General features: G+C 44.4%; 22 protein-coding genes and 1 tRNA gene. 11 read left to right on the top strand and 12 right to left on the bottom strand.

Annotated elements, in window-relative coordinates; translation table 11 throughout:
- Nucleotides 1-9 precede the first annotated feature (9 nt).
- The 3 genes from ATL39_RS08840 to ATL39_RS08850 all read right to left on the bottom strand — a co-directional run bounded on the left by ATL39_RS08840 (nucleotide 10) and on the right by ATL39_RS08850 (nucleotide 3,054).
- Nucleotides 10-489, bottom strand: coding sequence for a GNAT family N-acetyltransferase (locus tag ATL39_RS08840; protein ID WP_120192981.1), 480 nt, complete (start codon nucleotides 487-489; stop codon nucleotides 10-12).
- A 73-nt stretch (nucleotides 490-562) separates the two neighbouring features.
- Nucleotides 563-2,602, bottom strand: a complete 2,040-nt coding sequence (locus ATL39_RS08845; RefSeq protein ID WP_120192982.1) for a molybdopterin-dependent oxidoreductase — start codon at nucleotides 2,600-2,602, stop codon at nucleotides 563-565.
- Nucleotides 2,603-2,607: 5 nt separating this feature from the next.
- The gene (locus ATL39_RS08850) at nucleotides 2,608-3,054 is read right to left on the bottom strand and encodes a MarR family winged helix-turn-helix transcriptional regulator (protein WP_120192983.1); all 447 of its coding nucleotides are present in this window, start codon (nucleotides 3,052-3,054) and stop codon (nucleotides 2,608-2,610) included.
- A gap of 120 nt (nucleotides 3,055-3,174) precedes the next feature.
- Between ATL39_RS08850 and ATL39_RS08855 the strand changes: the two genes are divergently transcribed.
- The 3 genes from ATL39_RS08855 (at nucleotide 3,175) to ATL39_RS08865 (ending at nucleotide 6,036) form a co-directional block, all read left to right on the top strand.
- Nucleotides 3,175-4,116 (top strand): ATP-binding cassette domain-containing protein, encoded by a 942-nt coding sequence (locus ATL39_RS08855; protein ID WP_120192984.1) that lies wholly within the window; start codon nucleotides 3,175-3,177, stop codon nucleotides 4,114-4,116.
- A gap of 17 nt (nucleotides 4,117-4,133) precedes the next feature.
- On the top strand, nucleotides 4,134-4,961 hold the full coding sequence (locus tag ATL39_RS08860; protein WP_120192985.1) for an ABC transporter permease: 828 nt from the start codon (nucleotides 4,134-4,136) through the stop codon (nucleotides 4,959-4,961).
- A gap of 535 nt (nucleotides 4,962-5,496) precedes the next feature.
- On the top strand, nucleotides 5,497-6,036 hold the full coding sequence (locus ATL39_RS08865) for a DUF4352 domain-containing protein (protein WP_120192986.1): 540 nt from the start codon (nucleotides 5,497-5,499) through the stop codon (nucleotides 6,034-6,036).
- A 330-nt stretch (nucleotides 6,037-6,366) separates the two neighbouring features.
- On the opposite strand, the gene ATL39_RS08870 is transcribed toward ATL39_RS08865, so the two are convergent.
- The 4 genes from ATL39_RS08870 to ATL39_RS08890 form a co-directional block, all read right to left on the bottom strand.
- A tRNA-Arg gene (locus ATL39_RS08870) sits at nucleotides 6,367-6,441 on the bottom strand.
- A gap of 425 nt (nucleotides 6,442-6,866) precedes the next feature.
- The gene (locus ATL39_RS08880) at nucleotides 6,867-8,645 is read right to left on the bottom strand and encodes an L-lactate permease (RefSeq protein ID WP_120192988.1); all 1,779 of its coding nucleotides are present in this window, start codon (nucleotides 8,643-8,645) and stop codon (nucleotides 6,867-6,869) included.
- 287 nt (nucleotides 8,646-8,932) lie between these two features.
- Entirely contained in the window at nucleotides 8,933-9,691 is a 759-nt protein-coding gene (locus ATL39_RS08885; protein ID WP_120192989.1) for an IclR family transcriptional regulator, read from the bottom strand.
- 71 nt (nucleotides 9,692-9,762) lie between these two features.
- A complete protein-coding gene (locus ATL39_RS08890; RefSeq protein WP_120192990.1) occupies nucleotides 9,763-10,545 on the bottom strand; it encodes an SGNH/GDSL hydrolase family protein in 783 nt (260 codons plus the stop codon).
- 154 nt (nucleotides 10,546-10,699) lie between these two features.
- On the opposite strand from ATL39_RS08890, the gene uvsE reads away from it, so the two are divergent.
- The 7 genes from uvsE (at nucleotide 10,700) to ATL39_RS08920 (ending at nucleotide 18,528) form a co-directional block, all read left to right on the top strand.
- Nucleotides 10,700-11,656 (top strand): UV DNA damage repair endonuclease UvsE, encoded by a 957-nt coding sequence (uvsE, locus tag ATL39_RS08895; protein WP_120192991.1) that lies wholly within the window; start codon nucleotides 10,700-10,702, stop codon nucleotides 11,654-11,656.
- Between the two features lie 100 nt (nucleotides 11,657-11,756).
- Nucleotides 11,757-12,194: a MarR family winged helix-turn-helix transcriptional regulator gene (locus ATL39_RS08900; RefSeq protein ID WP_120192992.1), complete on the top strand. Its 438-nt coding sequence runs from the start codon at nucleotides 11,757-11,759 to the stop codon at nucleotides 12,192-12,194.
- 23 nt (nucleotides 12,195-12,217) lie between these two features.
- Nucleotides 12,218-15,223, top strand: coding sequence for an MMPL family transporter (locus ATL39_RS08905; protein ID WP_120192993.1), 3,006 nt, complete (start codon nucleotides 12,218-12,220; stop codon nucleotides 15,221-15,223).
- 121 nt (nucleotides 15,224-15,344) lie between these two features.
- A complete protein-coding gene (locus tag ATL39_RS08910) occupies nucleotides 15,345-16,739 on the top strand; it encodes a YfcC family protein (protein ID WP_245960962.1) in 1,395 nt (464 codons plus the stop codon).
- 27 nt (nucleotides 16,740-16,766) lie between these two features.
- Nucleotides 16,767-17,558 carry a PhzF family phenazine biosynthesis protein gene (locus ATL39_RS08915; protein WP_120192994.1) on the top strand — a complete coding sequence of 264 codons (792 nt, stop codon included), beginning with the start codon at nucleotides 16,767-16,769 and terminating at the stop codon, nucleotides 17,556-17,558.
- A gap of 175 nt (nucleotides 17,559-17,733) precedes the next feature.
- The gene (locus tag ATL39_RS17420) at nucleotides 17,734-17,898 is read left to right on the top strand and encodes an antitoxin VbhA family protein (RefSeq protein WP_170146882.1); all 165 of its coding nucleotides are present in this window, start codon (nucleotides 17,734-17,736) and stop codon (nucleotides 17,896-17,898) included.
- Between the two features lie 3 nt (nucleotides 17,899-17,901).
- The gene (locus ATL39_RS08920; RefSeq protein WP_120192995.1) at nucleotides 17,902-18,528 is read left to right on the top strand and encodes a Fic/DOC family protein; all 627 of its coding nucleotides are present in this window, start codon (nucleotides 17,902-17,904) and stop codon (nucleotides 18,526-18,528) included.
- Nucleotides 18,529-18,559: 31 nt separating this feature from the next.
- Here the strand turns inward: ATL39_RS08920 and ATL39_RS08925 are convergent, their stop codons facing one another.
- The 4 genes from ATL39_RS08925 to ATL39_RS08940 form a co-directional block, all read right to left on the bottom strand.
- The gene (locus ATL39_RS08925; RefSeq protein WP_120192996.1) at nucleotides 18,560-19,117 is read right to left on the bottom strand and encodes a GNAT family N-acetyltransferase; all 558 of its coding nucleotides are present in this window, start codon (nucleotides 19,115-19,117) and stop codon (nucleotides 18,560-18,562) included.
- A 61-nt stretch (nucleotides 19,118-19,178) separates the two neighbouring features.
- Nucleotides 19,179-20,042 carry a GAF domain-containing protein gene (locus ATL39_RS08930; RefSeq protein ID WP_120192997.1) on the bottom strand — a complete coding sequence of 288 codons (864 nt, stop codon included), beginning with the start codon at nucleotides 20,040-20,042 and terminating at the stop codon, nucleotides 19,179-19,181.
- A 98-nt stretch (nucleotides 20,043-20,140) separates the two neighbouring features.
- On the bottom strand, nucleotides 20,141-21,058 hold the full coding sequence (locus tag ATL39_RS08935) for a hypothetical protein (protein WP_120192998.1): 918 nt from the start codon (nucleotides 21,056-21,058) through the stop codon (nucleotides 20,141-20,143).
- A 73-nt stretch (nucleotides 21,059-21,131) separates the two neighbouring features.
- Nucleotides 21,132-21,716, bottom strand: coding sequence for a GNAT family N-acetyltransferase (locus ATL39_RS08940; RefSeq protein WP_170146883.1), 585 nt, complete (start codon nucleotides 21,714-21,716; stop codon nucleotides 21,132-21,134).
- A 190-nt stretch (nucleotides 21,717-21,906) separates the two neighbouring features.
- Between ATL39_RS08940 and ATL39_RS08945 the strand changes: the two genes are divergently transcribed.
- Nucleotides 21,907-23,889, top strand: a complete 1,983-nt coding sequence (locus ATL39_RS08945; protein ID WP_120193000.1) for a methyl-accepting chemotaxis protein — start codon at nucleotides 21,907-21,909, stop codon at nucleotides 23,887-23,889.
- Between the two features lie 140 nt (nucleotides 23,890-24,029).
- Here the strand turns inward: ATL39_RS08945 and ATL39_RS08950 are convergent, their stop codons facing one another.
- Nucleotides 24,030-24,374, bottom strand: coding sequence for an AbrB/MazE/SpoVT family DNA-binding domain-containing protein (locus ATL39_RS08950; RefSeq protein WP_120193001.1), 345 nt, complete (start codon nucleotides 24,372-24,374; stop codon nucleotides 24,030-24,032).
- Between the last annotated feature and the right edge of the window lie 22 nt (nucleotides 24,375-24,396).

Consider the following 24,396-nt stretch of genomic DNA (forward strand, 5'->3'; position numbering starts at 1 on the left):
CACAAGGTGTCAAGACGGTTTCTTTATTGATTCAGCCTCTGCTTTTGTCTGTTCCAGGCGGGTCAAAATAATTCCCGGAGACACCTCCAGCTCTTCGGCCTCCTGAAAACCTTCACTCTTATAAAGCGACAAGGCCGGTTCGTTCACGCTCCCCGTGCATACAGTGGCAAGATCCCAGGACGGTTCGCGAAGTACAAATTCAACAAGCTGCCTGCCGATTCCTTTTCGAAAATAGGAAGGGGAAACCACAAGCCGGCAAAGCTCGAGCATACCTTCTTTCAAATGATAAGAGACAAGTCCGATCACTGCCCCCTCGTGTTCATAACCATAAAAAGACTCCCCGCACTTTTTGAGAGCTGACTCGTTATCGCGCATGGGAGGTATATCGTCTGTTTCCATCATATCTGCTTCAATCCGATAGGCCGTGCGCTGCAGCTCCAGAATACGCTGCGCTGTATCGGCGTCTTCCACATTTAATGGAATAATCATATATCCGTGCTCCTTATCCGTCCGCGAAGGCCTTCATGTTATAAAGAAGACCTTCTGAGTAATCATTATTTTATCATATTTTCGCTTTTTCCACATGGACCCGACCGGAAAAAAACGTCGCCCCGCCGCCCATATCTGCCAGCCTGTCCGGCGTCAGATCGTTCACACGTCTGGCCATCCCCGGTTCGTCAGCCCAAAGACCCTGCGTAACGACCACTCCGGAAAGCACAGTATCTCCTACGGAGGCAGGGAGACGACATTCACCCCGTGCATTATATAAGCGCACCATATCATCATTCTGGATACCTAAAACGTTGGCATCTTCTTCATTTAAAAATGCTTTAGGCTTTTTTTCAAGCTTGGTATGCTTTGCGTTATGAGCAAACGTAGAATTCAGGAAATGATGATTAGGTGCCGGAATAAACAGAAAGTCCCCTTCTACATCGGGAAGCGGCTGATATGTGGGCACCCCGGAAAACCCGGCCTTTTCCATTTTCTCTGAAAACAACTCGATTTTTCCGCTCGGCGTAGCAAGATGTTCGAGCCAATCATCCGAACGGTGCGCTTTTATATAATGATCCTGCTTCAAGCCGCCAAGTGTAACATGCGCGGCGCTTTTATTTCCAGTGTTTCTGAAAGCCTGTGCAATCATTTCTTCATCATCCTCGTACAAAGCAGGCTCATCGAACGCCATCGCTTCTGCCAGCAGTCGGAATACTTCGGCATTATTTTTGCTTTCACCGTACGGTTCCATAACCGGCTGCTGCATCTGTACGTAATGATGCCAGTAGGATGTGTAGAAGTCGGTGCTTTCAAAGCTGGAGGCTGCCGGCAGAACAATATCTGCATAACGGGCAGTTTCTGTTGCAAACATATCGTGGACTACCAGAAACAGATCTTCCCGCGCCAGTCCTTGATGAACTTTATTCGTTTCCGGCGCAACAAGCGCGGGATTGCTGTTATAAACATACATAGAACGGACCGCCGGCTCTTTTTTTGTTAACAGAGCTTCTCCGATCTGATTCATATTAATAGCACGCGTTCGTTTATCTGCCAGCAGATCCGGACGCTGCATAGCGGTTGTATTAAAAGCAAGAACGGCACTGTTTCCTTTAATGGCTCCGCCTCCTTTTTTCAGCCACTGGCCGGTGAGAGCCGGAAGACAGGCAATGGTACGCACGCACATACCACCGTTATCATGGTGCTGAATGCCGTTGCCAATACGGATAAATGCAGGCTCTACTCTGCCGTACATCCGTGTCAGTTCGTATAAATCTTTCTGGCTGACCCCTGTAATAGCGGACACCACTTCAGGAGTATAGGAAGCCGCTTCCTGTTTAAGCTCGTCACGCCCAACCGTATATTTTTTCATGAACGCGTGGTCTACAAGATCCTCTGCAAATAAAATGTGCATCATCCCTAAAGCGAGAGCGGCATCCGTACCGGGCTTAATAGGAATAAACCAGTCGGCAAAGCGGCCCGTCTGATTTTTATGAACGTCGATGACGACCACTTTTGCTCCTTTTTTCCTTGCCTTCTGCGCCTGGGTAATCTGATGCATATTGGTACTAACCGCATTGATTCCCCAGAAAATAATAAGCTTCGCATCCTCGGTATCCTCAGGATCAGTCCCTATACTCGATCCCATTGTATAGTTATAACCGACGCCTCCGGCTGTAGAACAGATCGTCCGTTCCAGACGGCTCGCACCCATATAGTGAAAAAAACGGTGCCCCATCCCTTCTGCGCTGAGGTTCCCCATGTTTCCGTAAAAGCTGTATGGCAGAATGCTCTGCGGTCCTTCCGTTTCAATGAGCTTCTTCCATCGCTGCGTTATTTCTTCTATGGCTTCGCTCCACGTAATCCGCTCGAATGCACCTTCTCCTTTTTTCCCCGTCCGCCTTAATGGATGAGTCAGGCGCTTTTCATCATACAGCCGTTCTTTCATATTTCGTACTTTGTTGCATATCGCGCCCTGTGTGACAGGATGATCGGGATCTCCTTCTATTTTTTCAATGCGCCCTTCTTTTTTATGAATCAACAGCCCGCACTGATCGGGGCAGTCGAGGGGACAGACAGATTTATATACGCCATCCTGCTTTACTTTTTCCATTCTGCTTACTCCTCCTCTATTTTCAGTAATACTTCTTCAAGAGAACGGACAGCGGCAGCCAGTGTATCAAGATCTTCCGCTTCCAGGGCCTGCAGTCTTGCCGCTACACTTTCATGAAACCGGCCGTGCTGCACCTCCAGAAAATGCCTTCCTGCTTCTGTGAGGTGTATATACATTACCCGTTTGTCTGTCTCATCCCTGCGCTTTTCCGCCAGCTGGTGTTCCAGAATTTTCTTTAACAGCGGCGTTATATTTGATTTTTGAATACCCATTTCCCTGGCCAGATCCGTCGGTCGTATTCTGCCTTTTTCCTGAAGCGTACGCAGGATCATAAAATGCGTACGATGCAGGCCATCACAATGAAGCGACTGCATAGGCATAAATTTTCTTTTAATCAGCGGGAATACGGCAAGCAGCCGGTCCGCTACCTGCTCTTCTTTTGTTAACGGCATCTTTGCACCTCTATTTTATCCTTCGTTTCTTTTTCTGCCTGGATCAATTGACTTCTTTCTGCAAAAGAGGAATAATTAGTTATGATATCATAACTAATTATAGCAGAAGCGGGTGGCAGAATGAATAACATTATTGAAGTTCGTGAGCTCAATAAAACATATAAAGACAAAACAGCTGTTGATTCCATTGACTTTGATGTAAAAGAAGGAGAAATTTTCGGCTTTCTTGGTCCTAACGGAGCCGGGAAAAGCACAACCATCAACATGATCTGTACCATGCTTGCTCCGACAAGCGGAAGCATCACTATAAACGGCTTTGATGGAAACAAAGACCGCCGCGATGTCCGGAAAAGCATTGGGATTATTTTTCAGGAAAACACGCTTGATGAAAAGCTGACGGCAAAGGAAAACCTGATGCTTCACTGCCGGTTTTATAACGTACCCCGCAGTAAGAGAAAAGAGCGGATCCAGGAAGTTCTCATGATTGTCGACTTGGTAGATGAAAAGGAAAACAGAGTCGAAACGTTCTCCGGGGGAATGAAAAGACGTCTCGAAATCGCCCGCGGCCTGCTTCATTATCCGAAAGTTCTGTTTCTCGATGAGCCGACGGTCGGCCTTGATCCGCAGACGAGAGCACACATCTGGGAATACATTCTCCGTTTAAAAGAAAAAGAAGGCATTACGATGTTTTTAACTACCCACTACCTTGATGAAGCGGAAATCAGTGACCGGATTGCTATTATGGACCACGGGAAAATTATTGCAATGGACTCACCAGAAAACCTGAAAAACACGCTCGGCGGCGACATTATTGAGCTTTCTACGCAGGACAATGAAAAAGCAATGCTTGAAATTCAGGCAAAAGCCCCTGAAGCAGAAGTAACATCCAAAGAAGATATTATTTACCTGAAAGTAGCAAGCAGCGACGCATTTATTTCAGAATTCATTAAAAATCTGGAAGTGCCTTTAACCCGGCTGAATATTCGAAAGCCTACCTTAAATGATGTATTTCTTTCTTTTACCGGCCGGAATATTGCCAGCACTGAACCAGACAAACAATAGAGAGGAGGCACAAATTTATGGAAGGTATATTTGCTATATGGATTAGAGACATGACTCGTTTTTTCCGGGACCGTGCGCGTTTAATCGGTTCTTTTTCCATGCCGATCCTGTTTCTGTTGATTTTCGGCGGAGGCATGGGAGGTACGATGGAAAGCTTGATCGGCAGCAGCATGCCTGATGCCGGAGAGGATTTTCAATACCTGCAGTTTGTGTTTCCCGGTATTGTTTCCATGACTCTCTTGATGACTTCCATTTTTTCTTCATTATCCATTATTGAAGATAAAAACTTCGGCTACATGAAGGAAATTCTCGTTTCCCCGATTTCAAGGGTAAGTATCGCCGTCGGAAAAGTATTAAGTGCCTCAACAATCGCTACTTTTCAGGGGATCATGCTTTTTCTGCTTATTCCGTTTCTCGGCATTAATTACAGCCTGACTTCCCTGCTTCTGGTAATCCCATTTATGTTTCTGCTGGCCTGCGCCCTGTCCTCCTTTGGTCTTTTGATCGCAAGCTTTCTGCGGTCCACACAGGGATTCCAGCTCATTGTCCAGATTTTGGTCATGCCGATGATTTTTCTATCGGGCGCATTATTTCCTATTAACAATATGCCCGGCTGGATGGACGTAGTGGTTAAACTAAATCCGGTTACCTACGGCGTTGACGTGATGAAGAAAATAATGATCGATGTGGAAAGCCTCTCCCCTATGATACGGGACGCCATGGGACTTAACCTTCAGCTTTTCGGCACTACGTTGACTGTTGCTATGGAAATTGCGTTTATTTTCACCTTCACCGTTATTCTTATTCTATTTGCTACGCTCAGCTTCAGACGCGCCAACGCCTAAAAACGGATGCTGCTTTTTTACCAGCGGCATATATAACAGCGGACCTTTGCCTTTTCACAGGTAAATAAAGGTTCGCTGTTTTTTGTTTAAAAAGACTTTTTGAGAAAACCTGAACAAGCAATATTTATAGTACTTATAACCTAAGTTGATTGAAGTGTTTAAAATAATGAAGTTTTGTTTATTGGGCATCAATCTCTTACATAAATATCCTTTAAAGCGTATTTAATTTCAGAAGAAATAAATTAAAGAACACAGCAAACCCTTACAGGTTATAAAGTTGAGGAAATGTATTCCTAAATCACTTTCAGTGAATTATCAGCAGTTTTTATGGATATTTTTTTATAAATATATAATAAATTCCCTTTTTTGTTACATTTTGTTCACTATAGTTGTTACAATTGACGTAATACAAAAGATTAGGAAAGAAATCATCAGTAAAACTATTTCTTTTACTTTTGAAACTAAAATGATTTCTGCAAATTAATAACCAGATAATTGGTTTTATATAGATATACGAAATTAGGAGGCGCTTTACTTGAAAAAATTTGGAATTGGTTGTTTAGGACTTATCGGTATTCTCGTTATCATTGTTATTATTATCGTAGCAGTTAGTGGTGGTGATGAAGCATCTACCTCTAATGAAGATGGGGAAAGTTCCTCTGAGAATTCATCTGAAAGCGATGAAGAAGTTTATTCCATGGGAGAAGAAGCCCAAGCAGGTGATGTTACATATGTTATAAATAATATGGAAACTGCCAACAGTGCTGGTATGGAAGGTATAGAGCAAGAAGCAAACGGAATTTTTATAGTATTGGATGTTGACGTTACAAATAACGGTAGTGAAGCTGTCACTATGGATTCTTCTTATCTTTCTTTATTAAGCAATGGCAATACTTATGAGGCAGATGCAGCTAATTCTGATTTATTTTTGGAACAGATCAATCCCGACTCCTCAAACAGCGGTGAAGTTGTATTTGACGTAAATCCAGATGTAGCAGAATCAGATGATTTACAAGCGCAGCTGAATGAAGGTATGTTTGGCAGCAATTCTGCAGTTGTTAATTTAACAGAGTAAAAAGGTTACTAATTGATCTATTGTAAATTTATGCAAACAAAATAATATGATTGTATTATAGTTGTGAAATTTTATGTATTAGTGGCTATATTATTTATTCAAGAAAATGAAGAAGAAAAAGAACAGGGGTGACTCCAGCAGAACAGCCATAGCAGAAGATAAAGAGGCGTTTTTCCTCTTTAGCTGAGGCATGGCCTGCGGAAAGCACCCCTGTAAAGGTTTTGTATAAAAATACCTATTTTTTGTCTTTTTCAACAACCTAAAAACGGATGCTTATCTCACGTAAGCATCCGTTTTTATTATTATTTTTTTATTATGCAAAAAGTAAAATGGCGCCCTAGACAGGATTCGAACCTGTGACCTACAGCTTAGGAGGCTGTTGCTCTTCCTCTGAGCTACTAGGGCATGGGATTTGGTATTGTACAATCCTTTATGATTATGCGCTATTTTGAAATAACTGTAAACCGAACAATTGTTCTATTTCGAAAGTGATCATCCAATGGTTACCACTCTCCATCTAAAGGGTATAGTGTAGTATACTTTTCTATAAAGGAGCGTGACGGAATTGAATAGATCCAGGGGATACGATAGTTTAATGAACAGTACATTTTTTGTCGCTTTTGCTTCTGCTTTATTAACGAACCTTTTTCTGCATTACATTGTAGACTTAAATGTAAACTGGTTTTTGAATACACTTGTTTTTATCTTCTTCTTTCTGGTTTTCTTTTTTGTTATCAAGTATATATACGTCACGTATTTCACAAAAGACCGAAGAAAATAAACGAAACAGCCGGCCTCCCCTTATGGAGAAGCCGGCTGTTTTTTTTACCTTAAGATACTGCTTTTCTATTTTGAATATCATTTCCCAGTCTCTTTTTGTTGCTCGCGATAATGTAGATAACAAGAAGGAAAATAGCTGCTGTAATTAAGGTACCAAGATTAAAGAATCCTTTTTCCCCAATCCAGACTATCGAATACCCAATCGATCCGGCTAATAATGCATAGTAGAAGAAAGGAAGCAGCGTTTTTCGAATGATGAGTCCTTCTTTTCCTACTAATCCTACTACAGCACAGGCTGCTACTACGTTATGCACGCAGATCATATTTCCTGCTGCCCCGCCTACCGCCTGCAGTGCTACCACCCAGTTCGGGTTAACGCCAATCTGTGTTCCTACATTGTATTGGAATAACGAAAACATCATATTACTTACTGTGTTACTTCCTGCAATAAATGCACCCAGTCCTCCTACAAATGTAGCGAATATCGGCCACAAGTCTCCTGTGATAGAAGCCACACTGTTTGCCAGTACTACCGGCATTTCAGCATACCCGGCCGTGCCCCCGCCGGAGTTTAGAAACACCTGCACCATCGGCACCGTAAAAATGAGAGCGACCGAAGCGGCCAGCATTGTTTTTCCGGACTGCTTCCATGCTCTTGCATAGGACTGACCGTCCATGCCGTGCAGGAAAAATGTAATAACGGATACGAGAATAAAGGTAAAGCCCGGTGAATATAAAGGCTGGAAGCTAGCCGTTATGTCAGAACCGAATATTCCTGGATACTCCAGCGTTAAGGACTGAAGAAGTCCTTGAAACGGCAGAACTGCCTGTCTGGATAAAACAAGGAACAGTCCAATTAATACATACGGTGTCCATGCTTTTACCATGCTCATGCTGCCGCTTTTATGTCCGATATCCTTAATTTCAATACTGCCGGTCCATTCCGGATCCCATTTCGATTTTTCGTCGAAATCCCAGATGTCGTCTCCCTTTGGCATAAGAAATCCTTTTTTGGAAGCCGTAATAACGATAAGCAGTCCAACAAGTCCGCCGATCATAGACGGAAATTCAGGACCAAGCACATTAGCTACGATGACGTATGGAATCGTCATAGCCACTGAGGCAAATAACGCAAATTTCCATATTTTAATACCTTCAGCGAATGATTTGTTTTTTCCAAAAAATCTGGTCATGACTGCTACTACGAATAATGGAATAAATAATCCGGCAATGGCGTGAAGAATCGCTACCTGGCCGGCAATTTCTGTTGTGAGAGCCAGAAAGTTTGATGTAATAGAAGCATCAGCGGAAAGCCCGGTCTGCACTCCTACCAGCATAGGGGTTCCTGCTGCCCCAAAGGACACCGGTGTACTTTGGATAATCATGCCGGCGACTACTGCGGCCATTGCCGGGAAACCGAGTCCTACCAACAGCGGAACAGCTACTGCGGCCGGTGTTCCAAAACCGGCTGATCCTTCGATAAAAGATCCAAACAGCCAGGCAATGATGATAACCTGGACGCGGCGGTCCGGGGAAATATCCGTAAAGCCCTGGCGGATCGTCCGCATGGCCCCGCTTTCCTGGAGAGTGTTCAATAAAAGAATCGCTCCGAAAATAATAAACAACAGCGTTCCGGCAGTGATTAAGCCGTTCAGAGAAGCAGCGGCGACTACGTTTCCCGGAACCCCCCATACAAATAAAGCCAGCACTACCGCTACCAATAAAGACAACGGCATGGCCTTACTTGCCGGCCACCTTAACCCAACAAGGAATATACCTACAACCAGAATAGGAAGCAGCGACAGCAATGCTAGTAAACCTGTACTCATAGTGTTTCCCCCTTCATTTTCGTTTTATAAAATAAATGGTATGTAGTTCATTGTTTCCTAATAAGAAACCTTGTTTCCTTTATAATAAAAGCATACAATGAAAGCGCTTTTATTACAATCCGAATTTTCTCCGTTTTCTGTAAATTTTGGTACCCACACTGTCTTTTTTATCGTAATGTGAACCGTAAAAAATAGATATGTACAAATATACAAATTTAAGCGCTTACATATTGTGCGTTTATATAACACCGAAAAAAAACCGGGAGCATAAAGCATCCCGGCAGATCTTATATCGCTTGAATATAGCCAAGCCTTGAAGATATACGGCTTGTTACATCTATAAGAAGCGGACTGATCTTCTGGATCCGCTCCTTGGACATTCGGATGGAAGGACCGGAAATGCTCACCGCTCCTGTGATCTTTTTTTTATTATCAAATACCGGGGCGGCTATACACGTAATACCCAGCTCATTTTCCTGCTCCTCTACTGCATAACCCCTGTTTCTTACTGCTTCGAGTTCTTTCAGCAAAACTTCTTTATCGGTAATAGTATAGGAAGTGTGTGCCTCCATTCCCTGCTCCCGCAGCACATGTTCTACTTCTTCGGGAGACAAATGGGCCAGAATCATTTTCCCTGCACTTGTACAATGACCCGGTGCCCGTCTGCCTACTTTTGAATGCATACGAAGCGTCTCATACCCTTCCAGCTTGTCGATATATACCATCTGCTCCTGGTCCATCACCACAAGATGAATCACTTCATTTGTCTCCTCTTCCAGCTCCTGCAGAAAAGGGCGGGCAAGTGTCCGAATATCCATGGATTCGAGAAGAAGAGAACTCAGTTCCAGGTATTTGTAGCCGAGCTTGTACTTTTTTGTCGTTCTATCCTGTTCTGCATAACCGTGCTCTACCAGCGTAGTAAGTATTTTAAAAGCTGCGCTTTTTGTTACCCCTATCTTCTCTGCTAAGCCGGTTACCCCTATTCCTTCTTTATGCGTGCTGATAACAGCTATCATTTGCAATGCCCGGTCCACCGACTTAACCATGGGGAAAGCCTCCTCTTATGGCAGCGTTTTTTGGGTCTAGTATAGCACAAGCTGTACAGCTTTCTGCGGCATTAAAATAAATACCGCTCCAGCACGTTATACCACATGCTGTATCCTTTATCGTTTGGATGAACGCCGTCATCAAGAATATCATCAATGTCATAACCCTGTTCCTGCCGTTCTGCTTCTATCTCTGTATAGCTGTCTACATAATTCCATTCGTTCTCTATAATATGCTCCTGGGTCTCCGTTAGATAATCCAAATATGTATTGCCTCTAATATTTGCGGAAGATGTTTCAAGCGGGTTGGGAGAGATAACGACAATTTCTGCTTCCGGCAGCTCTGCTTCCAGCTGCTTCATTAACGTATCAATAGATTCTACTGTTGTATCCAGCGCTTCTCCCTGCCGGTAGCTGTTAATCACGCTCGTTTCAAATACAATAAAGTCAGGACGCGCTTGAATCAGGCTGTCTACTATACCTTGTTCAAGCAGATCCTTCGCTTTATAGCCATTCATTCCAAAATTCCCGAAGGTAATTGTTGTTTCGCTGAGCTCTTCTCTTGATTCGAGATCGCTTTTTAATAAGCCGGCCCAGCTCGTTGCGGTGGAACTTGCTCCCATGCCCCTGGCTACGCTGCTTCCGATAACAGCTACCCGCAGCTCACCGTTTTCCTGGGCCTGCTGCTCAAAAAATTCCATGTAGTCCCCTCTTCCGGTTTCTTCTTCTGCAAGCTGGTCTTCCTGCTGCCTTTGTTCTTCTGCATCACCTTTATAGACCATATGATAGAGGAGATATGCCCCTGCGCCCAGCAGCAGCAGTGCCGCAAAAGCGGCCCATCTTCTTTTTAACACATTCGTTGCTCCTTTATTTTTTCTGCATTCATTAATCCCTGTTATCTTTTTCCCTGAGAGGGAATAGATGCAATACTGTATTCATTTCGTTATTTGTACATGCTATTACATTCATGAAAATATTTCCACCAAAATCCCCAAAGGAGTTTTTACAATGATCATCCGTATTGGCTACGTATCGCAGTCGCTTCATCTCTGGGAAGCAACGCCCGCAAGCACGGTAACCCTTTCCCGATGGAAAGCATATTCCCCTGCTGAAAGGAAAGATAAACTGCATCAGGCTGTCGAAAAAAATTTAACAAACACCATCCGTATGCTTCATTATAACGCAGCCCAGGAAATTAAGCTTTTTCGTTTTTCTTCTGCGCTCGTGCCTCTTGCTACACACAAAGAAGCTGCCTGGGATTACATTACACCATTTACAGATCTATATAAAGAAATCGGTGCACTTGTAAAAAAACACGATATCCGTCCAAGCTTTCACCCCAATCAGTTTACGCTGTTTACTAGTGATAAGCCGGAAGTCACAGAAAACGCAGTTAAAGACATGGAATATCATTATGAAATGATGAAAGCAATGGGAATAGAAAAAGACACTTATATTAACCTTCATGTGGGCGGGGCTTACGGAAATAAAAGTGCCGCCGTGGAAAGGTTTCACGAGAACCTTAAATCCCTTCCGGCCCCTATTAAAAAACAAATGACGCTGGAAAATGACGACAAAACCTATACAACATCGGAAGTGCTCGACATCTGCGAAAAAGAGGACATTCCTCTCATGTTTGATTATCATCACTTTGCAGCAAACCACAGCGACGACGAAGAATTAAGCAGCCTTCTTCCGCGTTTTTTCAAAACCTGGGATAAAACCGGCCTTCCTCCCAAAATCCATGCCTCTTCCCCCAAAACGGAAAAAGAGTTCCGGAGCCACGCGGATTATGTAGATTCAGCATTTCTTGAGCCAATGATGAAAGAGCTCCGTAAATTAAACACGTCGGTCGATTTTATGGTCGAAGCCAAAGCGAAAGACCTTGCTGCCCTTAAGCTGACCGAAGATTTATCAGCCGCGCGCGGAATTAAACGAACCGCCGCTGCCGTCCTTCAGCTCTGATATATTTTACCTATTCAGCCATCTTGTAAAAAGATGGTTTTTTTATTGACTTAAATAAGTTTATGGGGTAAACTTCTTTTAGTTTAGGGGGTATACTAATATGAATCAAAAGCTTCAGCGCGCAACCGAATTATTCAGTGACGTGATGGTATATGGAAAAAACAAAGTATATGAACATATTAATTATGAAATTCAGGGTGAATTTTCTATTGAGCAGATGAAGGTTCTTGAACTGCTTCACACCCACCATTCGCTGACGTCAAAAGAACTGCAGTCGATGCTTGGCATCCATAAAAGCGCGATTTCCAACCGTTTGAAAAAATTAAGCGACCGTGGCGATATCGTATTTATCCAGGAAGATAAAGACCAGCGCGTCAAGCATGTAAAGTTAACAGATCAGGGCACAGAAGCCTACGTCGTCATTTCTGCGCAGGTAGATGAATACTTAAGCCATTTATTAGGTGACATAAAAGACGAAGAGCTTGATCAGCTTATTGCTACGTTTGAAAAAGTGAAAGATATTTTCCAAAAAAACTAATCTATATTTAAAGGGGTTTATCGATGCGTACTATATTAAAATTCAGATGGCTTATTGCCTCTCTTTTGCTGATTATTACGGTTGTTTCTGTTTTCATATCGCCCAGCTTATCGGATATAGCCGGAGAACAGGATGGATTTCAGCTTCCTTCTGACATGAGCTCCCAGATTGCAGGTGATGTGCTCGAGGCTGAAGGAGAAAGCGGCGAAACCATTAGTATTGTTCTTGAATGGGAGGATGCTTTAACCGGGCAGCAGGAAGAAGAGCTGGTCCGCTACATCGAAGATATTCAGAACGGGGAGCTGGTGGCGAACGTCAGCAGCGTAACCGATCCTCTGGAGAGTGAGAACACACGGGAACAGCTCGTTTCTGAAGATGAAAATGTCGTACTGATTCCTATCAGCATTGACGGAGGAAGCGATGAATCCATTGCTGCCTCTGAAGACATTGAGGAGCTGACTGCTCCTGAGGGCGCTGATTCCTATATTACCGGCAATTCCATTATCAGCCATGAAATAGATGAACAGACCCAGGAAGGCCTGGAACGCACAGAGGTTATTACCGTACTGCTGATTCTATCTCTTCTCGTCCTTGTCTTCCGGTCGCTCGTAGCTCCGCTTATTCCACTTTTCTCTGTCGCCATTGCCTTTTTATTAAGTCAGTCGGTGGTAGGATTTCTTGGAGAATGGTTTGGGTTTCCGGTTACCACCTATACGCAGGTATTTCTCGTTGCCGTACTGTTTGGTATAGGTACAGACTATTGTATTCTGCTTCTCAGCCGCTATCGGGAAGAACTGGCATCCGGCAAAGACACACATGAAGCCATTATTCACACCTACAAAACGGCTGGAAAGACGCTTTTCTTCAGCGGACTTGCTGTCTTTGTCGGCTTTGCGGCTTTGGGCTTTGCCGAATTCGCCATGTATCAGGCTACAGTCAGCGTAGCTATCGGCGTATTCATATTAGTATTAGTCCTTTATCTGCTGCTGCCGTTCTTTATGGCTGTTTTAAAGGAGAAAATGTTCTGGCCTTCTAAAAAACCCGCATCACACAGCCATAACAAACTCTGGAAGCAGCTGGGCCGGCTTTCTATTTTCCGCCCTGTCCTTTCCCTGCTTCTTGTAGCAGCGATTACGCTTCCTTTTATTTTAACGTACGACAACAATACTTCTTATAACAATACAGACGAAATAAGCGGCGGCACACAGTCATTGGATGGACTTGAAGTGATCGCAGACGCCTTCGGGGAAGGCCAGGCTCTGCCTCTTGAAATTATTATTGATGGAGATGAAAACCTCATCAATGAAGAAACAATGGCCTATACCGAAGCATTATCTGCAGCTATTGCTGAATCTGAGGATGTATCGAAAGTCCGAAGCGTCACCCGGCCGGCCGGCTCCATTATCGATGAGCTCTATGTTGATAACCAGATGGAGACCGTCTCTGAAGGGCTTGACGAAGCCCGTAGTGGCCTGACGTCCATTGAAGAAGGCCTGGATGAGGCAGACAGCGGCTTTGATGAAACCAGCTCTGGAGCCTCAGACTTAGAAGCTGGAATCGGCGAACTGGAAAACGGGCTGTCTGACCTCGATGCCGGCTTTACCGAGGTCAACAACGGCTTGAACGAAATCACCGGAAGCCTTGGGGAAGTTCAGTCCGGTGCAGAGGAATTGGAAGCCGGACTCGAAAGCATTGAAGCCGGACTTCCTGAAGGGCAGGAAGCAGCCGGCGGAGCACTGGATGAACCTGTAGCAGCGTTGAACCAAATCAACGGCCAGCTCGCAGCCATCCCCGGCCAGCTTCAGCAGGCTCAATCACCGGAGGAAATTACTGCCGTAGCTGAACAAACAGCTGCCCTTCAGGCTGCCCTTGCTGAAGTAGAAGCCGGCCTTGCTGAAGGTAATGAACAGCTGACGGCTCAGCAGCAGCAGGCTTCCGCCCAGCTGGATGCGTTAAGTGACGGTATTAATGAGCTAACGGCAGGAGCCGGTGAACTGGCTGCCGCTCTTGGGGAAATCCAAAACGGACTTGAAGAGGTAACAGCTGCAAATGAACAGCTTGCAGACGGTGCCTCTGAACTGCAGGAAGGTGCAGGCGCACTTGAGGAAGGTGCAGGCGGCCTTGCTTCCGGCATTGAACAGCTTCAGGATGGCGTTGCAGAAGCAAACAACGGACTGGGTGAGGTTAACACCGGACTTGAAGACGCGCAGACGTTTACGCAGGATATTTCTGAAGCATCTTACGTGCGGGGCACCGGTGTATTTGTACCGGAAGAATTTCTTACCAACGATGACTTCCAGGAATCGCTCGATACGTATATCTTTGACTCGGAAGAAGGCATGACTATGAGCGTCAGCCTGGCTGCCGATCCTTATTCCCTTGAAGCTATCGATGCCACCGAAGACATTAAGCAGCTGGTCAGCCAGCAGGTGCAGGGTACGCCATTTGAAAATGCGGAAATTTCCTACAGCGGGGTTTCGAGCTCCAATGCCGATCTGGAGGAAATTTCAAGCGCAGACTTTACACACACGATTACGATTATTTTAATCGGGCTGTTTATTGTTCTGGCCATTTTACTGCGTTCTTTGTTTAAACCGATAGTCATATTGGGTGCACTTCTCCTCACCTACTATACGTCCATGGGCATTACCGAAATGATATTCGTCAATGGCCTGGGCTATCCGGGTATTATGTGGCCCGTTCACTTCTTTACTTTCATTATGCTCATAGCACTCGGAGTCGACTATTCTATCTTCCTGTTCGATAGATACCAGGAGGAAGCCGGCCTGGGTGTCCGTGAAGGCATGATGCAGGCAATGATTAAAATGGGAACCGTTATTATTACAGCCGTTATTATTCTGTGCGGTACGTTCGGCGCCATGATTCCTTCCGGTGTTCTAACACTGATGCAGGTAGGTACGGGGGTAGTCACAGGCCTTCTTCTCTTCGGCCTGATTATACTTCCTTTGTTAGTCACAGCGATTATCAGTTTGGAAGAGCCGAGAACACCTAAAACCAAAAAAGAATAATTGTGCATACCCCGGTCTTTCTAAATAGAAAGCCGGGGTATTTATTTATATACCAATTTGTCATCTTTTGTGTTTTCCTATATAATCTGTTGTTATATTCTGAATATAAAGGAGGTCTATTATGAATGAACCAGCACACCGCCCTAAAAAAAGATGGGAAATGCCTGATACATATGTGATTTTATTTGGCGTGCTGCTGTTTGCTTTTCTTTTAACATATCTGCTTCCTTCCGGCTCTTTTGAGCGGGAAACGGTAGACGGAGTAGAACGGGTGGTACCGGGCACCTTTTCTTTTACCGAAGCCGGCAATGTAGGTCTTATGGATTTTTTCTATGCGATACAAATGGGAATGGTGGAATCGGCTGACATTATTTTTATGGTGCTGTTCACCGGCGGAGCCTTTGAGATTATTGAACGCTCCGGCGCTCTGCGGGGCGGCATTCACCGCGCCGTTTCTCTTACTCAGGGAAAAGAGTTCTGGATGATTGCTTCCATCTGTACTATTTTTGCGCTTGGAGGAGCGGTTGGAGCAGTCGCCAACGCCGTTATCGCTTTTGTTGTTATCGGTATTATTATCGCGCGCACGTTAAAGCTTGATCCTATTGTGGCAGTAGCTATTACGTTCGGAGCTAACTTTGCCGGATTTAATGTAGGTTTTATTAATCCCTATACCCTTGGCATCGCCCAGGATATTGCCGATCTGCCTCTGTTTTCCGGACTTCTGCTGCGTATTATCGTTTTTGTATTAATATTATCCGTAACTATTTTCTACATATGGCGGTACACAAAACGTATTCTTAAAGATCCTTCTAAAAGTTTAATGAATGTGTATGAGGAGGAAGAAACAGAAGGCCTGGAGGCACCCTTTACGCGGCGCCATAAAGCAATGCTCTGCTTTATCGGAGCGGGACTTATCTTCTTTGTATACGGCTCAATTCAACTGGGCTGGACCATCAATCATATGGCGGCATTTTTCGTCTTTCTCGGTCTGAGCTGCGGGGTCATTGCCGGTATGCACTACAATACGATTGCTCTCACATTTCTGCAGGGAATACAAAAGCTCGCATACGGCGCGCTTGTTGTCGGACTTGCCCGCGCTATTATTGTGATGCTGGAGGAAGGAACCGTGCTCGATACAATCGTGTACGGCCTTGCCGTTCCGCTGGAAACCATGCCTCCTGTGCTTGCTGCACTCGGCATGTTTGGCGCCAACGGAGTACTCAACTTTCTCGTAAACTCCGGCAGCGGTCAGGCTATGATTGCGATGCCTATGCTCGTACCTCTGGCAGATATGGTTGGCGTAACCCGACAGGTCGCTGTGCAGGCTTTTCAGTTCGGAGACGGGTTAACCAATATTATTTTCCCTACCTCTGGTATTTTAATGGCAAGTCTTGCTGTCGCAGGCGTACCCTGGACTACCTGGGCACGCTGGGTATTTCCCTTATTTTGTATTTGGACCGGAATAGCGGTCGTTACGTTAACGATTGGTGTTCTTATCGGGTGGGGCCCTTTTTAATGTTTATAAGAAAGAAGGCTGGCATGCATGAAAATATATACAGTTGATGCTTTTACAAATGAACCTTTTGCCGGAAATCCGGCTGCCGTCTGCCTGCTTGAAAAACCCGCAGAAGACGTGTGGATGCAGAAGACGGCTATGGAAATGAACTTATCGGAAAGTGCTTTTTTAGTAAAAGAGCCCGAACCTTTTCATTATCAGCTCCGCTGGTTCACCCCTTCCTCGGAAGTTGATCTATGCGGCCATGCGACCCTCGCCTCCGCTCATATCTTATGGGAGCAGGATTCTGTTCCTTTTGATCAGGTGTTATATTTTCATACGAAAAGCGGATTATTATCTGCTTCTTATGACCAGGGACGGATTATCCTTGATTTCCCGGTAGAAATACCGGGGGAATGCCCGATTCCCGATGTCCTGCTGGAGAGCCTTTCCGTACCTGTTGTAAGCGTAGAAAAAAACAGGCTGGAATATATCGTGGAAACGACCGATGAAGAAGCTGTCCTTCAGGCCAAACCGGATACTCGGCGTTTTCTGGAGCTTGATGCAAGGGGCGTTATCTTAACTGCCGGAAGCAGTCAGGAGAAATATGATTTTGTCTCCCGCTGTTTTTATCCGGCACTTGGCGTAGAAGAAGACCCTGTAACCGGTTCTGCCCACTGCGGACTCGCTCCGTTTTGGGAGAAGCGTCTGCACAAATCTTCTTTTTCAGCCAGACAGGCTTCCAGCCGCGGGGGAGATCTATTCATTACTATTGAAAAAGAGCGCTGTTTGATCGCCGGATCCGCCGTTACTGTTCTAGAAAGTACCCTCTTTTTCTAACGACAAAAAGCTTCCTCTGTTTTATAAATAGAGGAAGTTTTTTTGTATCGCTCTTTCTATTTTCCGTATTTAATTAACGCTTCCCGGGACTTCCCGCCTTCAGCCCTTCCCCCATTTAACAGGAGTTTATGGTATAATAGAGTAAGAATATACACTGGATTTCAGGAGGTTTTCCATGTCAGTCGTCGAGAAAAATAAGGCATTTGATAATGCGCTTGCCTCCATGGAAATGGAAGGCTTCACTTACTCTGCCCATGAAATGAAAATCGCTGAAGATTTCTGCAGAGGTCATATTTCCCGTGAAGAAATTCTGCAGATGATCAAAGAAAAGAAAGCCTGACCGATGACTCAGCACACATATATGTATCCCGGCACTAACGTTCTAAAAAACAAGCTGAACATACGAAACAAAGAAGAACTCGAGCAGGCAGAGAAATATCTCACGCTGAAACGGATGGTGGAGCTTTACAACAGCAGGCGGGTCACAGGCTCTTTTAACAGAAAGCATATTCAGGCCATTCATTATCATATTTTTCAGGATTTATATGAATGGGCTGGAGAATGGCGGACCGTACAGATTCAGAAAGGCTCTACCAATTTTCTTGCCACGTCTTTTCTTCACATTGGACTGGGGGATTTAGAAAAGCGTCTTGTAAAGATGAATGCTGGAGGATTCAAGACAAAAGAAGCATTCTCTGATGCTGCAGCTGTAATTTATACCGATCTGAATTACATTCACCCTTTCCGGGAAGGAAACGGGCGGACGCAGCGGGAGTTTATCCGACAGCTTGCTTTATACCATGGATTTGAAATGGATTATATTGATGAGCGCCGGGAAAAGCTGTTTGAAGCAAGCGTTGTCGATGACTACACTATGGCAAAAGACGCACTTCTGGCTATTATTAAAAATGATACAGTAGATACTGTCTTAAAAGAACGAATCCGCTACAACGACGAAGAGAACAGCTGAAAAGCTGTTCTCTTCTTTATTTAAAAATCTGTCAGCTCTCCGCCTTATTGATTTTCCACTCTTCTGCCAGAATTCCATAGACCGCGTGGTCGACAAAATGATCATACAGCCATTCTGACTGACGTCTTGTGCCTTCATAACTGTAGCCTGCCTTCTCTGCTACGGACCGGCTTTTCTGGTTTTTAACCGCTGCCGAAATTTCCACCCGGTTCATTCCCAGTTCGCTTATGGCATAGTCGGTAAGACCCCGTACTGCCTTTGTCATAATCCCAAGACCTTGAAACGGCTGATGAAGCCAATAGCCAATATAAACCGTGCGGTTACCGGCATCAATCTGGTTAAAACCAGCAACTCCGGCAGGGCGGCCTTGATAGAGAATAAGGGTGTTCATCTGCCTTCCTTCGGCATAGCCGTATAAAGAAGAGCGAATATACGCTTTTGTATCTTCTTCTTTTGTTATAGCGTCAAGCCAGGGAAGCCATTCTCTTAAATACTGCCTCGACTCCTCTGTCATCGCAAATACCGCCGGTGCATCTTCATACGAAAGCAGCTTGAGCTGCAGGTTATTATCCACTTTATAAAGGAACATAGGCCGCCTCCTTTTTTTATGTATAACAAACAGCCGCTGGTTTACAACGGCTGTTGTTTTTTTATTTTTTAGCCAGATAAAAACCAATATTATGGAGCGCCTGTTCCAGCGTTCCGACAATTTTGGTCTGCTTAAGGTCCTCTTTCACATCCATCCCGATGGCTTTAATAGCAAGATCCGGACGAATGCCTGTTAAAATCGGCTCCACTCCAATAAGATCAAGAATTTTAATAATCTTTAACAAATGAGCTCCAACTTGGTTGTTTATGCTTAAAATACCGGAAAGATCGATAATAAGGTAATCGAGGTTATACTCTTTGCTTTTTGTAAGAGCAGTATGAATAATACTGTCTGCCCGCTTTTCATTCACATCACCAATAATGGGCAGTACGGCCACTCCTTTTGTAATCGGAACGAGCGGAGCAGAAAGGCTTAAAATCTGCTCATGGGCCTTTTCGATTTCAATTACGTGAGTCAGCATAGAAGCCATTGCTTTAAATAATTCACGGTGTTTTTCGGTGAACTCAAATTGCTTCGTATCAATGCCGCAGATGGTTCCATAATTTTCTCCATCGCCGTAATAGACCGGTATACCGATAAAAGAGCCTCCGCCAAGCTGCTTGGTTACTTCCAGCTGTCTGGTTGATGCATGGGCGTTTAAATCTTCTATTACATAAACATCCGAGCCCCGCTCTACGCTCAAATAGCAGAACGTCTCTTTAAAGGGAGTAATATCTCCTTCTTCGAGCAGCGGTGCCTCGACATTCAGTACTTTTATCATTTCGTTATGGCTGCCGTCATTTCTAGCAATAAACAACGTATTAATATCTATAAATTCACTCATTAACTGCAGTATATTGGCTGTGGCTTCTTCAAACGTCTGAAGAATCGGGGCGGACGGCTGTGCTTCCGTATTTAATAGCATAATAGGTACCTTTCTTTTTATCATGATAGACTATATATTAGTACTTTGTTTATTTTACTATATTTAGTCTAAATTGTAATACATAACCTCTCAGCCAATTATTTCCTGGAAGAGGGAGCGTAATTTTCCGGCAGCTTTACCTTATACTTCTCTTTTAGACGCCGGTTGCTGTCTACATATTTTTCTTTCAGCATTAAATGAAGCGATTCCGGCAGCATGTAACGCTTATAGTGAATCTTAAAGCTGGTTTTGCTTTGGAGCACACGTCTTGGAGAAACCTTGCCTATTACAGGAAAACGCCGGATCGGAATTTTTCCATTAGGGTTAAGGTTTGTTTTAAACAAGTAATTCAGGCGTCTTCCAACTTTGGCCTGGGCCGCCCCAAAACTCCGGTTTACATGGGTGTTGGAATAAGCAGGGACCATCTCTTCTCCCATATATGCAAGCAGATCCTTGAGACCTTTGTTGATATCCTCATTAAATGTTTCATATACCATACAGTAATAGCTGCCTTGACCAAAAATGTCTTCTACCATTTCCAGGTAACGATCGTAATAAAAATGATCCAGTACCCCGTATTCCTGCATGTCTTTAAAATAATTTTCCGGCTTATTGGTGCCGCCCTGATGAATATACTGGAGATACAAAGAAGTAACCAGCTTTACCTGCTCCCGTATTCCAACAATGATGCGGACATCGTAGGAATCCGCCGGAAACACCCTCCGCAGGTCTTGTAATACAGATTTCTGCTGTTTGGACCGCTTCTGCGAAAAAGGACTGCCGGACAGTCCTTCGTATGAGATTAACAGCGGTTTTCCTTCTTCCCATTTTTCAAAACGTTCCCGTATCAGCTCGATGTTTCCATCTGTTAAGGACTTCAGGCGGATGTCGTAAAGCGTTTCACTGATATGCTTGTTTTTAATATGAGTAACGTTCTGCATTTTTGGATAAATGCGGCGCTGTAAAAACGTTGTGGCTGTTTTATGAAATCCAACATGTATGTATACTTTTTTCATGATCTTTAACCCCTATATAAATAATAGTTTTCTGACTCCTCCTGCTGTCGTTCTTCAGGCGCTGGAGGTTTATTTACGTTATAAAAGCTCTCGGCTTTTGTTTCCAGATGGAAAAACACCGTTCTTCGTCTTTTATTAACTGCCGGTCCTTTTTTGCTGCATAGTAAGTATATACGCCATCTTTTACTGAGGAAGCCTGCTGAAAGTCCAGCTTTTCCATTAGTCGCTGAGAAGAAAGGTTTTCCCTTTTTACAAGTGCAGTAACGACTTCCAGGTTCATCGAACGAAAGCCATACTCTAATATAACATGCATTGCATGAGTCATGATATGAAGCCCCCAGAATGATGGATGAAGTTCCATTGCCACTTCTGCCCGTCCGCTTTTTTGATGCCAATTGTGAAAACCGCAGCTTCCAATTACCCGTTCGTGGTCTTGCAGCACAATACCAAATCGGCACCCGGTTCCATCGGATTCTATATCATGATACCACTGAATTTCCTCCACCGCCTCCTGAACGCTGCGGAGCGGTTCCATCCCATAATGCTTCACTACTTCCGGCCTGGACAAATAGCTCCACACATCAGCTGCATCTTCTTCTTTTAAAGTACGCAGATAGAATAGAGGTTGTTCGTGGAAATAACTTTTTTTCTGTCTCATGGTTTTCCTCCTTCTTGTTTGCGTTCGGACTCTCATCCATCTAATATAGGTATTTTGTCTCATTATATGTTTTATCATAACTAATTTGCTTCTTCTCTACTTTTTTTGTATTTTTATCTGGTATTTTCATTCATATTTTCTTTTATATTCCGATATAACAGGATATACCATACTATTAAAGGAGAATACAATGAGAAAAAAATCCCGGAAAAAATCCTCGAAAAACTTATCATTGCGCAACAAGCTGTTTTTGTCTTTTTTACTTATATTAGTTGTTCCCGGTCTTATTATAGGTTCTTTGTCCTATGCCTCCGCAAAAGAAGAAGTACGTAATCAATTAATCGAGAACATGGATAAAAGTGCCTTGCTTCTGGATGAGCAGGTGGAGAGGGAAATCGCCTCCAAAAAAAATGAAGTCACTTTTTTTGCCTCTGATATAAGCGGAGAGGATTTCGAAGAAAGCGGCGCCGCAATGGAAAAGCTGAACGCCTATATTTCGCAGAACAGTGACGTTCTATCCATATATACCGGGTCCGCTGACGGCGATATGCTGATGGCTCCTGAGGGGGAACTACCCGACGATTACGATCCAACTGTGAGAGACTGGTATACCCTTGCCGCTGCCTCTCCTGATAAAGCTGTAGTCACCGAACCCTATGTTGATGCCGTCACAGGAAATTTAACTATTACCATTGCAAAAATGCTGGAAGACGGATCGGGTGTCGCAGGTATTGATTATGACCTGACAGCTCTTATGAGTTTTGCAGACAGTAATACAATAGGTGAAGAAGGCTATATGATTATCACTGACACAACAGGAAACTACCTTTACAATCCGGACGCTGAGCCCGGCACTCCCCTTCAGGAGAATGTTTCAGCCGGCCTGACCGACGCTGAAGAAGGGATCTTCAGTTACAAAATTGACGGCGAAGACAAAGTTATGGATTTCACGACGAATGAAGCCACCGGCTGGAAAATCGGCGCCACCATGTATGAACATGAAGTCACAAATGCAGCTTCCGGTATTCTAAAAGAAATGGCTGCCGTTATCGGTATTTCTATTCTACTAGGATCTCTCATCGTGTTTTTCATTATCCGTTCCATCATTCAGCCGCTCCGTCGTTTATCAAACAGCGCTGAGCGCATCAGTGAAGGAGACTTGACAGAGTCGGTGGAAGTTAATTCTTCTGATGAAATCGGCCAGCTCGGCACAAGTTTCAATAAAATGGCTGACTCGCTCCGGACGGTGATTACGAAATTAAATAACTCCATTGACCAGATGAGCTCGTCTTCCGAACAGCTTCTTGCAAGCTCCGATCAAACCGCTGCAGCTACAAGAGAAGTGGCTTCAGCCACCGAGCAGGTAGCAAGCGGCGCAGAAAACCAGACGGTGAAAATTGAACAAACGAACGGGGAAATTGAACAGGTTTTCCTTGGCGTACAGACGATCGCAGAGCGCTCTTCCCTCGTGTCGGAACTAACTTCCGCCGCCTCAGACCGTGCCAAAGAGGGCGAAAAACATGTGAAACACAACCTGGAGCAGATGGAATTTATTCATCAGTCCGTTACCAGCTCTAATACAGTTATCCAATCCCTGGCCGAGCGCTCTAAAGAAATAGGAAATATTCTGGAAGTGATCAGCGGTATTTCCAGCCAGACAAATCTGCTGGCGTTAAACGCCGCTATAGAGGCAGCAAGAGCCGGCGAACAGGGTAAAGGATTTGCGGTTGTTGCTGATGAAGTTCGAAAGCTCGCAGAACAGTCTTCTGAGTCTGCCAAGCAGATCGGCACGCTGATTACGAGTATTCAGCAGGATACCGAACAGTCTGTCCAGCAGATGGGCGCGGTTTCGGTTAATGCAGAGCAAGGCCTTGTCGTAACAAAGGAAACATCGAATCAGTTTCAGGAAATTCTGCAGAGCATGGAGCAGATTGCCCCGAAAATAGAAGATGTCTCTTCGACAGCCAAGCAAATCACAGACCGTATCAGCGGCGTAACCGCTTCTGCTGAAGACATTTCCACCATTGCCCAGGAAAATGCAGCTTCTTCCCAGGAAGTTGCTGCTTCCACCGAAGAACAGCTGGCTTCCATGGAGGAAATCAATGCGGCAGCCCAGTCGCTCAACCGCATGTCTGCTGAACTTAAAGATTTAGTCAATTCGTTTAATATTTAATAAACTAAAAGAAATTCCAATGCCGCGCTGCCGCGGATGATTGGGATTTCTTTTTTTAGTCAGCCTTCTCTCGTCCAATAAAACATAAAATAAATACCCCTGACGAAACAAGCGTTTCGAAAAGGAGTACAGAGTCAGTCTTATGTTTCCTCCGGGAAAAGTTCGGGCATTAGCGGTCCTTCTTCTTCAGATTCCGTTTTCTTATCGTTTGGCGTAACGTGCATGGAAGATTTCCGATATTTAAATTCCTCTATCAGCCGTTCTCCCTGAAAGCCTTCTGCGATAAGCTGTTCTAGTATTTCTTCTGACACATCTTCCAATGGTTCCCGGTAAGGAGTAATGACCAGCTTTTTATTATCGACATTTTCAATCATTATTTCTTCTTCAATATCCAGTGCCTCAAAAAACTCCTTCGGGATACTCATCTGTCTTTTGGATGATACTGCAATTCTTTTGATTTTCCGCTCTTTTCTTTTTTCTTCCATGCTATCCGGCCTCTCTCTGCCG

It is taken from the genome of Sinobaca qinghaiensis, from assembly GCF_003610495.1.
Classification (GTDB): domain Bacteria; phylum Bacillota; class Bacilli; order Bacillales; family Marinococcaceae; genus Sinobaca; species Sinobaca qinghaiensis.

Excerpts from the sequence above, each read along its gene's own strand:
- uvsE (WP_120192991.1), top strand. The coding sequence starts at position 10,700 with ATGATCATCCGTATTGGCTACGTATCGCAGTCGCTTCATCTCTGGGAA.
- ATL39_RS08920 (WP_120192995.1), top strand. The coding sequence starts at position 17,902 with ATGACTCAGCACACATATATGTATCCCGGCACTAACGTTCTAAAAAAC.
- ATL39_RS08885 (WP_120192989.1), bottom strand. The coding sequence starts at position 9,691 with ATGGTTAAGTCGGTGGACCGGGCATTGCAAATGATAGCTGTTATCAGC.
- ATL39_RS08945 (WP_120193000.1), top strand. The coding sequence starts at position 21,907 with ATGAGAAAAAAATCCCGGAAAAAATCCTCGAAAAACTTATCATTGCGC.
- ATL39_RS08940 (WP_170146883.1), bottom strand. The coding sequence starts at position 21,716 with ATGAGACAGAAAAAAAGTTATTTCCACGAACAACCTCTATTCTATCTG.
- ATL39_RS08925 (WP_120192996.1), bottom strand. The coding sequence starts at position 19,117 with ATGTTCCTTTATAAAGTGGATAATAACCTGCAGCTCAAGCTGCTTTCG.
- ATL39_RS08905 (WP_120192993.1), top strand. The coding sequence starts at position 12,218 with ATGCGTACTATATTAAAATTCAGATGGCTTATTGCCTCTCTTTTGCTG.
- ATL39_RS17420 (WP_170146882.1), top strand. The coding sequence starts at position 17,734 with ATGTCAGTCGTCGAGAAAAATAAGGCATTTGATAATGCGCTTGCCTCC.
- ATL39_RS08935 (WP_120192998.1), bottom strand. The coding sequence starts at position 21,058 with ATGAAAAAAGTATACATACATGTTGGATTTCATAAAACAGCCACAACG.
- ATL39_RS08880 (WP_120192988.1), bottom strand. The coding sequence starts at position 8,645 with ATGAGTACAGGTTTACTAGCATTGCTGTCGCTGCTTCCTATTCTGGTT.
- ATL39_RS08930 (WP_120192997.1), bottom strand. The coding sequence starts at position 20,042 with ATGCTATTAAATACGGAAGCACAGCCGTCCGCCCCGATTCTTCAGACG.
- ATL39_RS08910 (WP_245960962.1), top strand. The coding sequence starts at position 15,345 with ATGAATGAACCAGCACACCGCCCTAAAAAAAGATGGGAAATGCCTGAT.
- ATL39_RS08900 (WP_120192992.1), top strand. The coding sequence starts at position 11,757 with ATGAATCAAAAGCTTCAGCGCGCAACCGAATTATTCAGTGACGTGATG.
- ATL39_RS08845 (WP_120192982.1), bottom strand. The coding sequence starts at position 2,602 with ATGGAAAAAGTAAAGCAGGATGGCGTATATAAATCTGTCTGTCCCCTC.
- ATL39_RS08855 (WP_120192984.1), top strand. The coding sequence starts at position 3,175 with ATGAATAACATTATTGAAGTTCGTGAGCTCAATAAAACATATAAAGAC.
- ATL39_RS08860 (WP_120192985.1), top strand. The coding sequence starts at position 4,134 with ATGGAAGGTATATTTGCTATATGGATTAGAGACATGACTCGTTTTTTC.
- ATL39_RS08950 (WP_120193001.1), bottom strand. The coding sequence starts at position 24,374 with ATGGAAGAAAAAAGAAAAGAGCGGAAAATCAAAAGAATTGCAGTATCA.
- ATL39_RS08840 (WP_120192981.1), bottom strand. The coding sequence starts at position 489 with ATGATTATTCCATTAAATGTGGAAGACGCCGATACAGCGCAGCGTATT.
- ATL39_RS08915 (WP_120192994.1), top strand. The coding sequence starts at position 16,767 with ATGAAAATATATACAGTTGATGCTTTTACAAATGAACCTTTTGCCGGA.
- ATL39_RS08850 (WP_120192983.1), bottom strand. The coding sequence starts at position 3,054 with ATGCCGTTAACAAAAGAAGAGCAGGTAGCGGACCGGCTGCTTGCCGTA.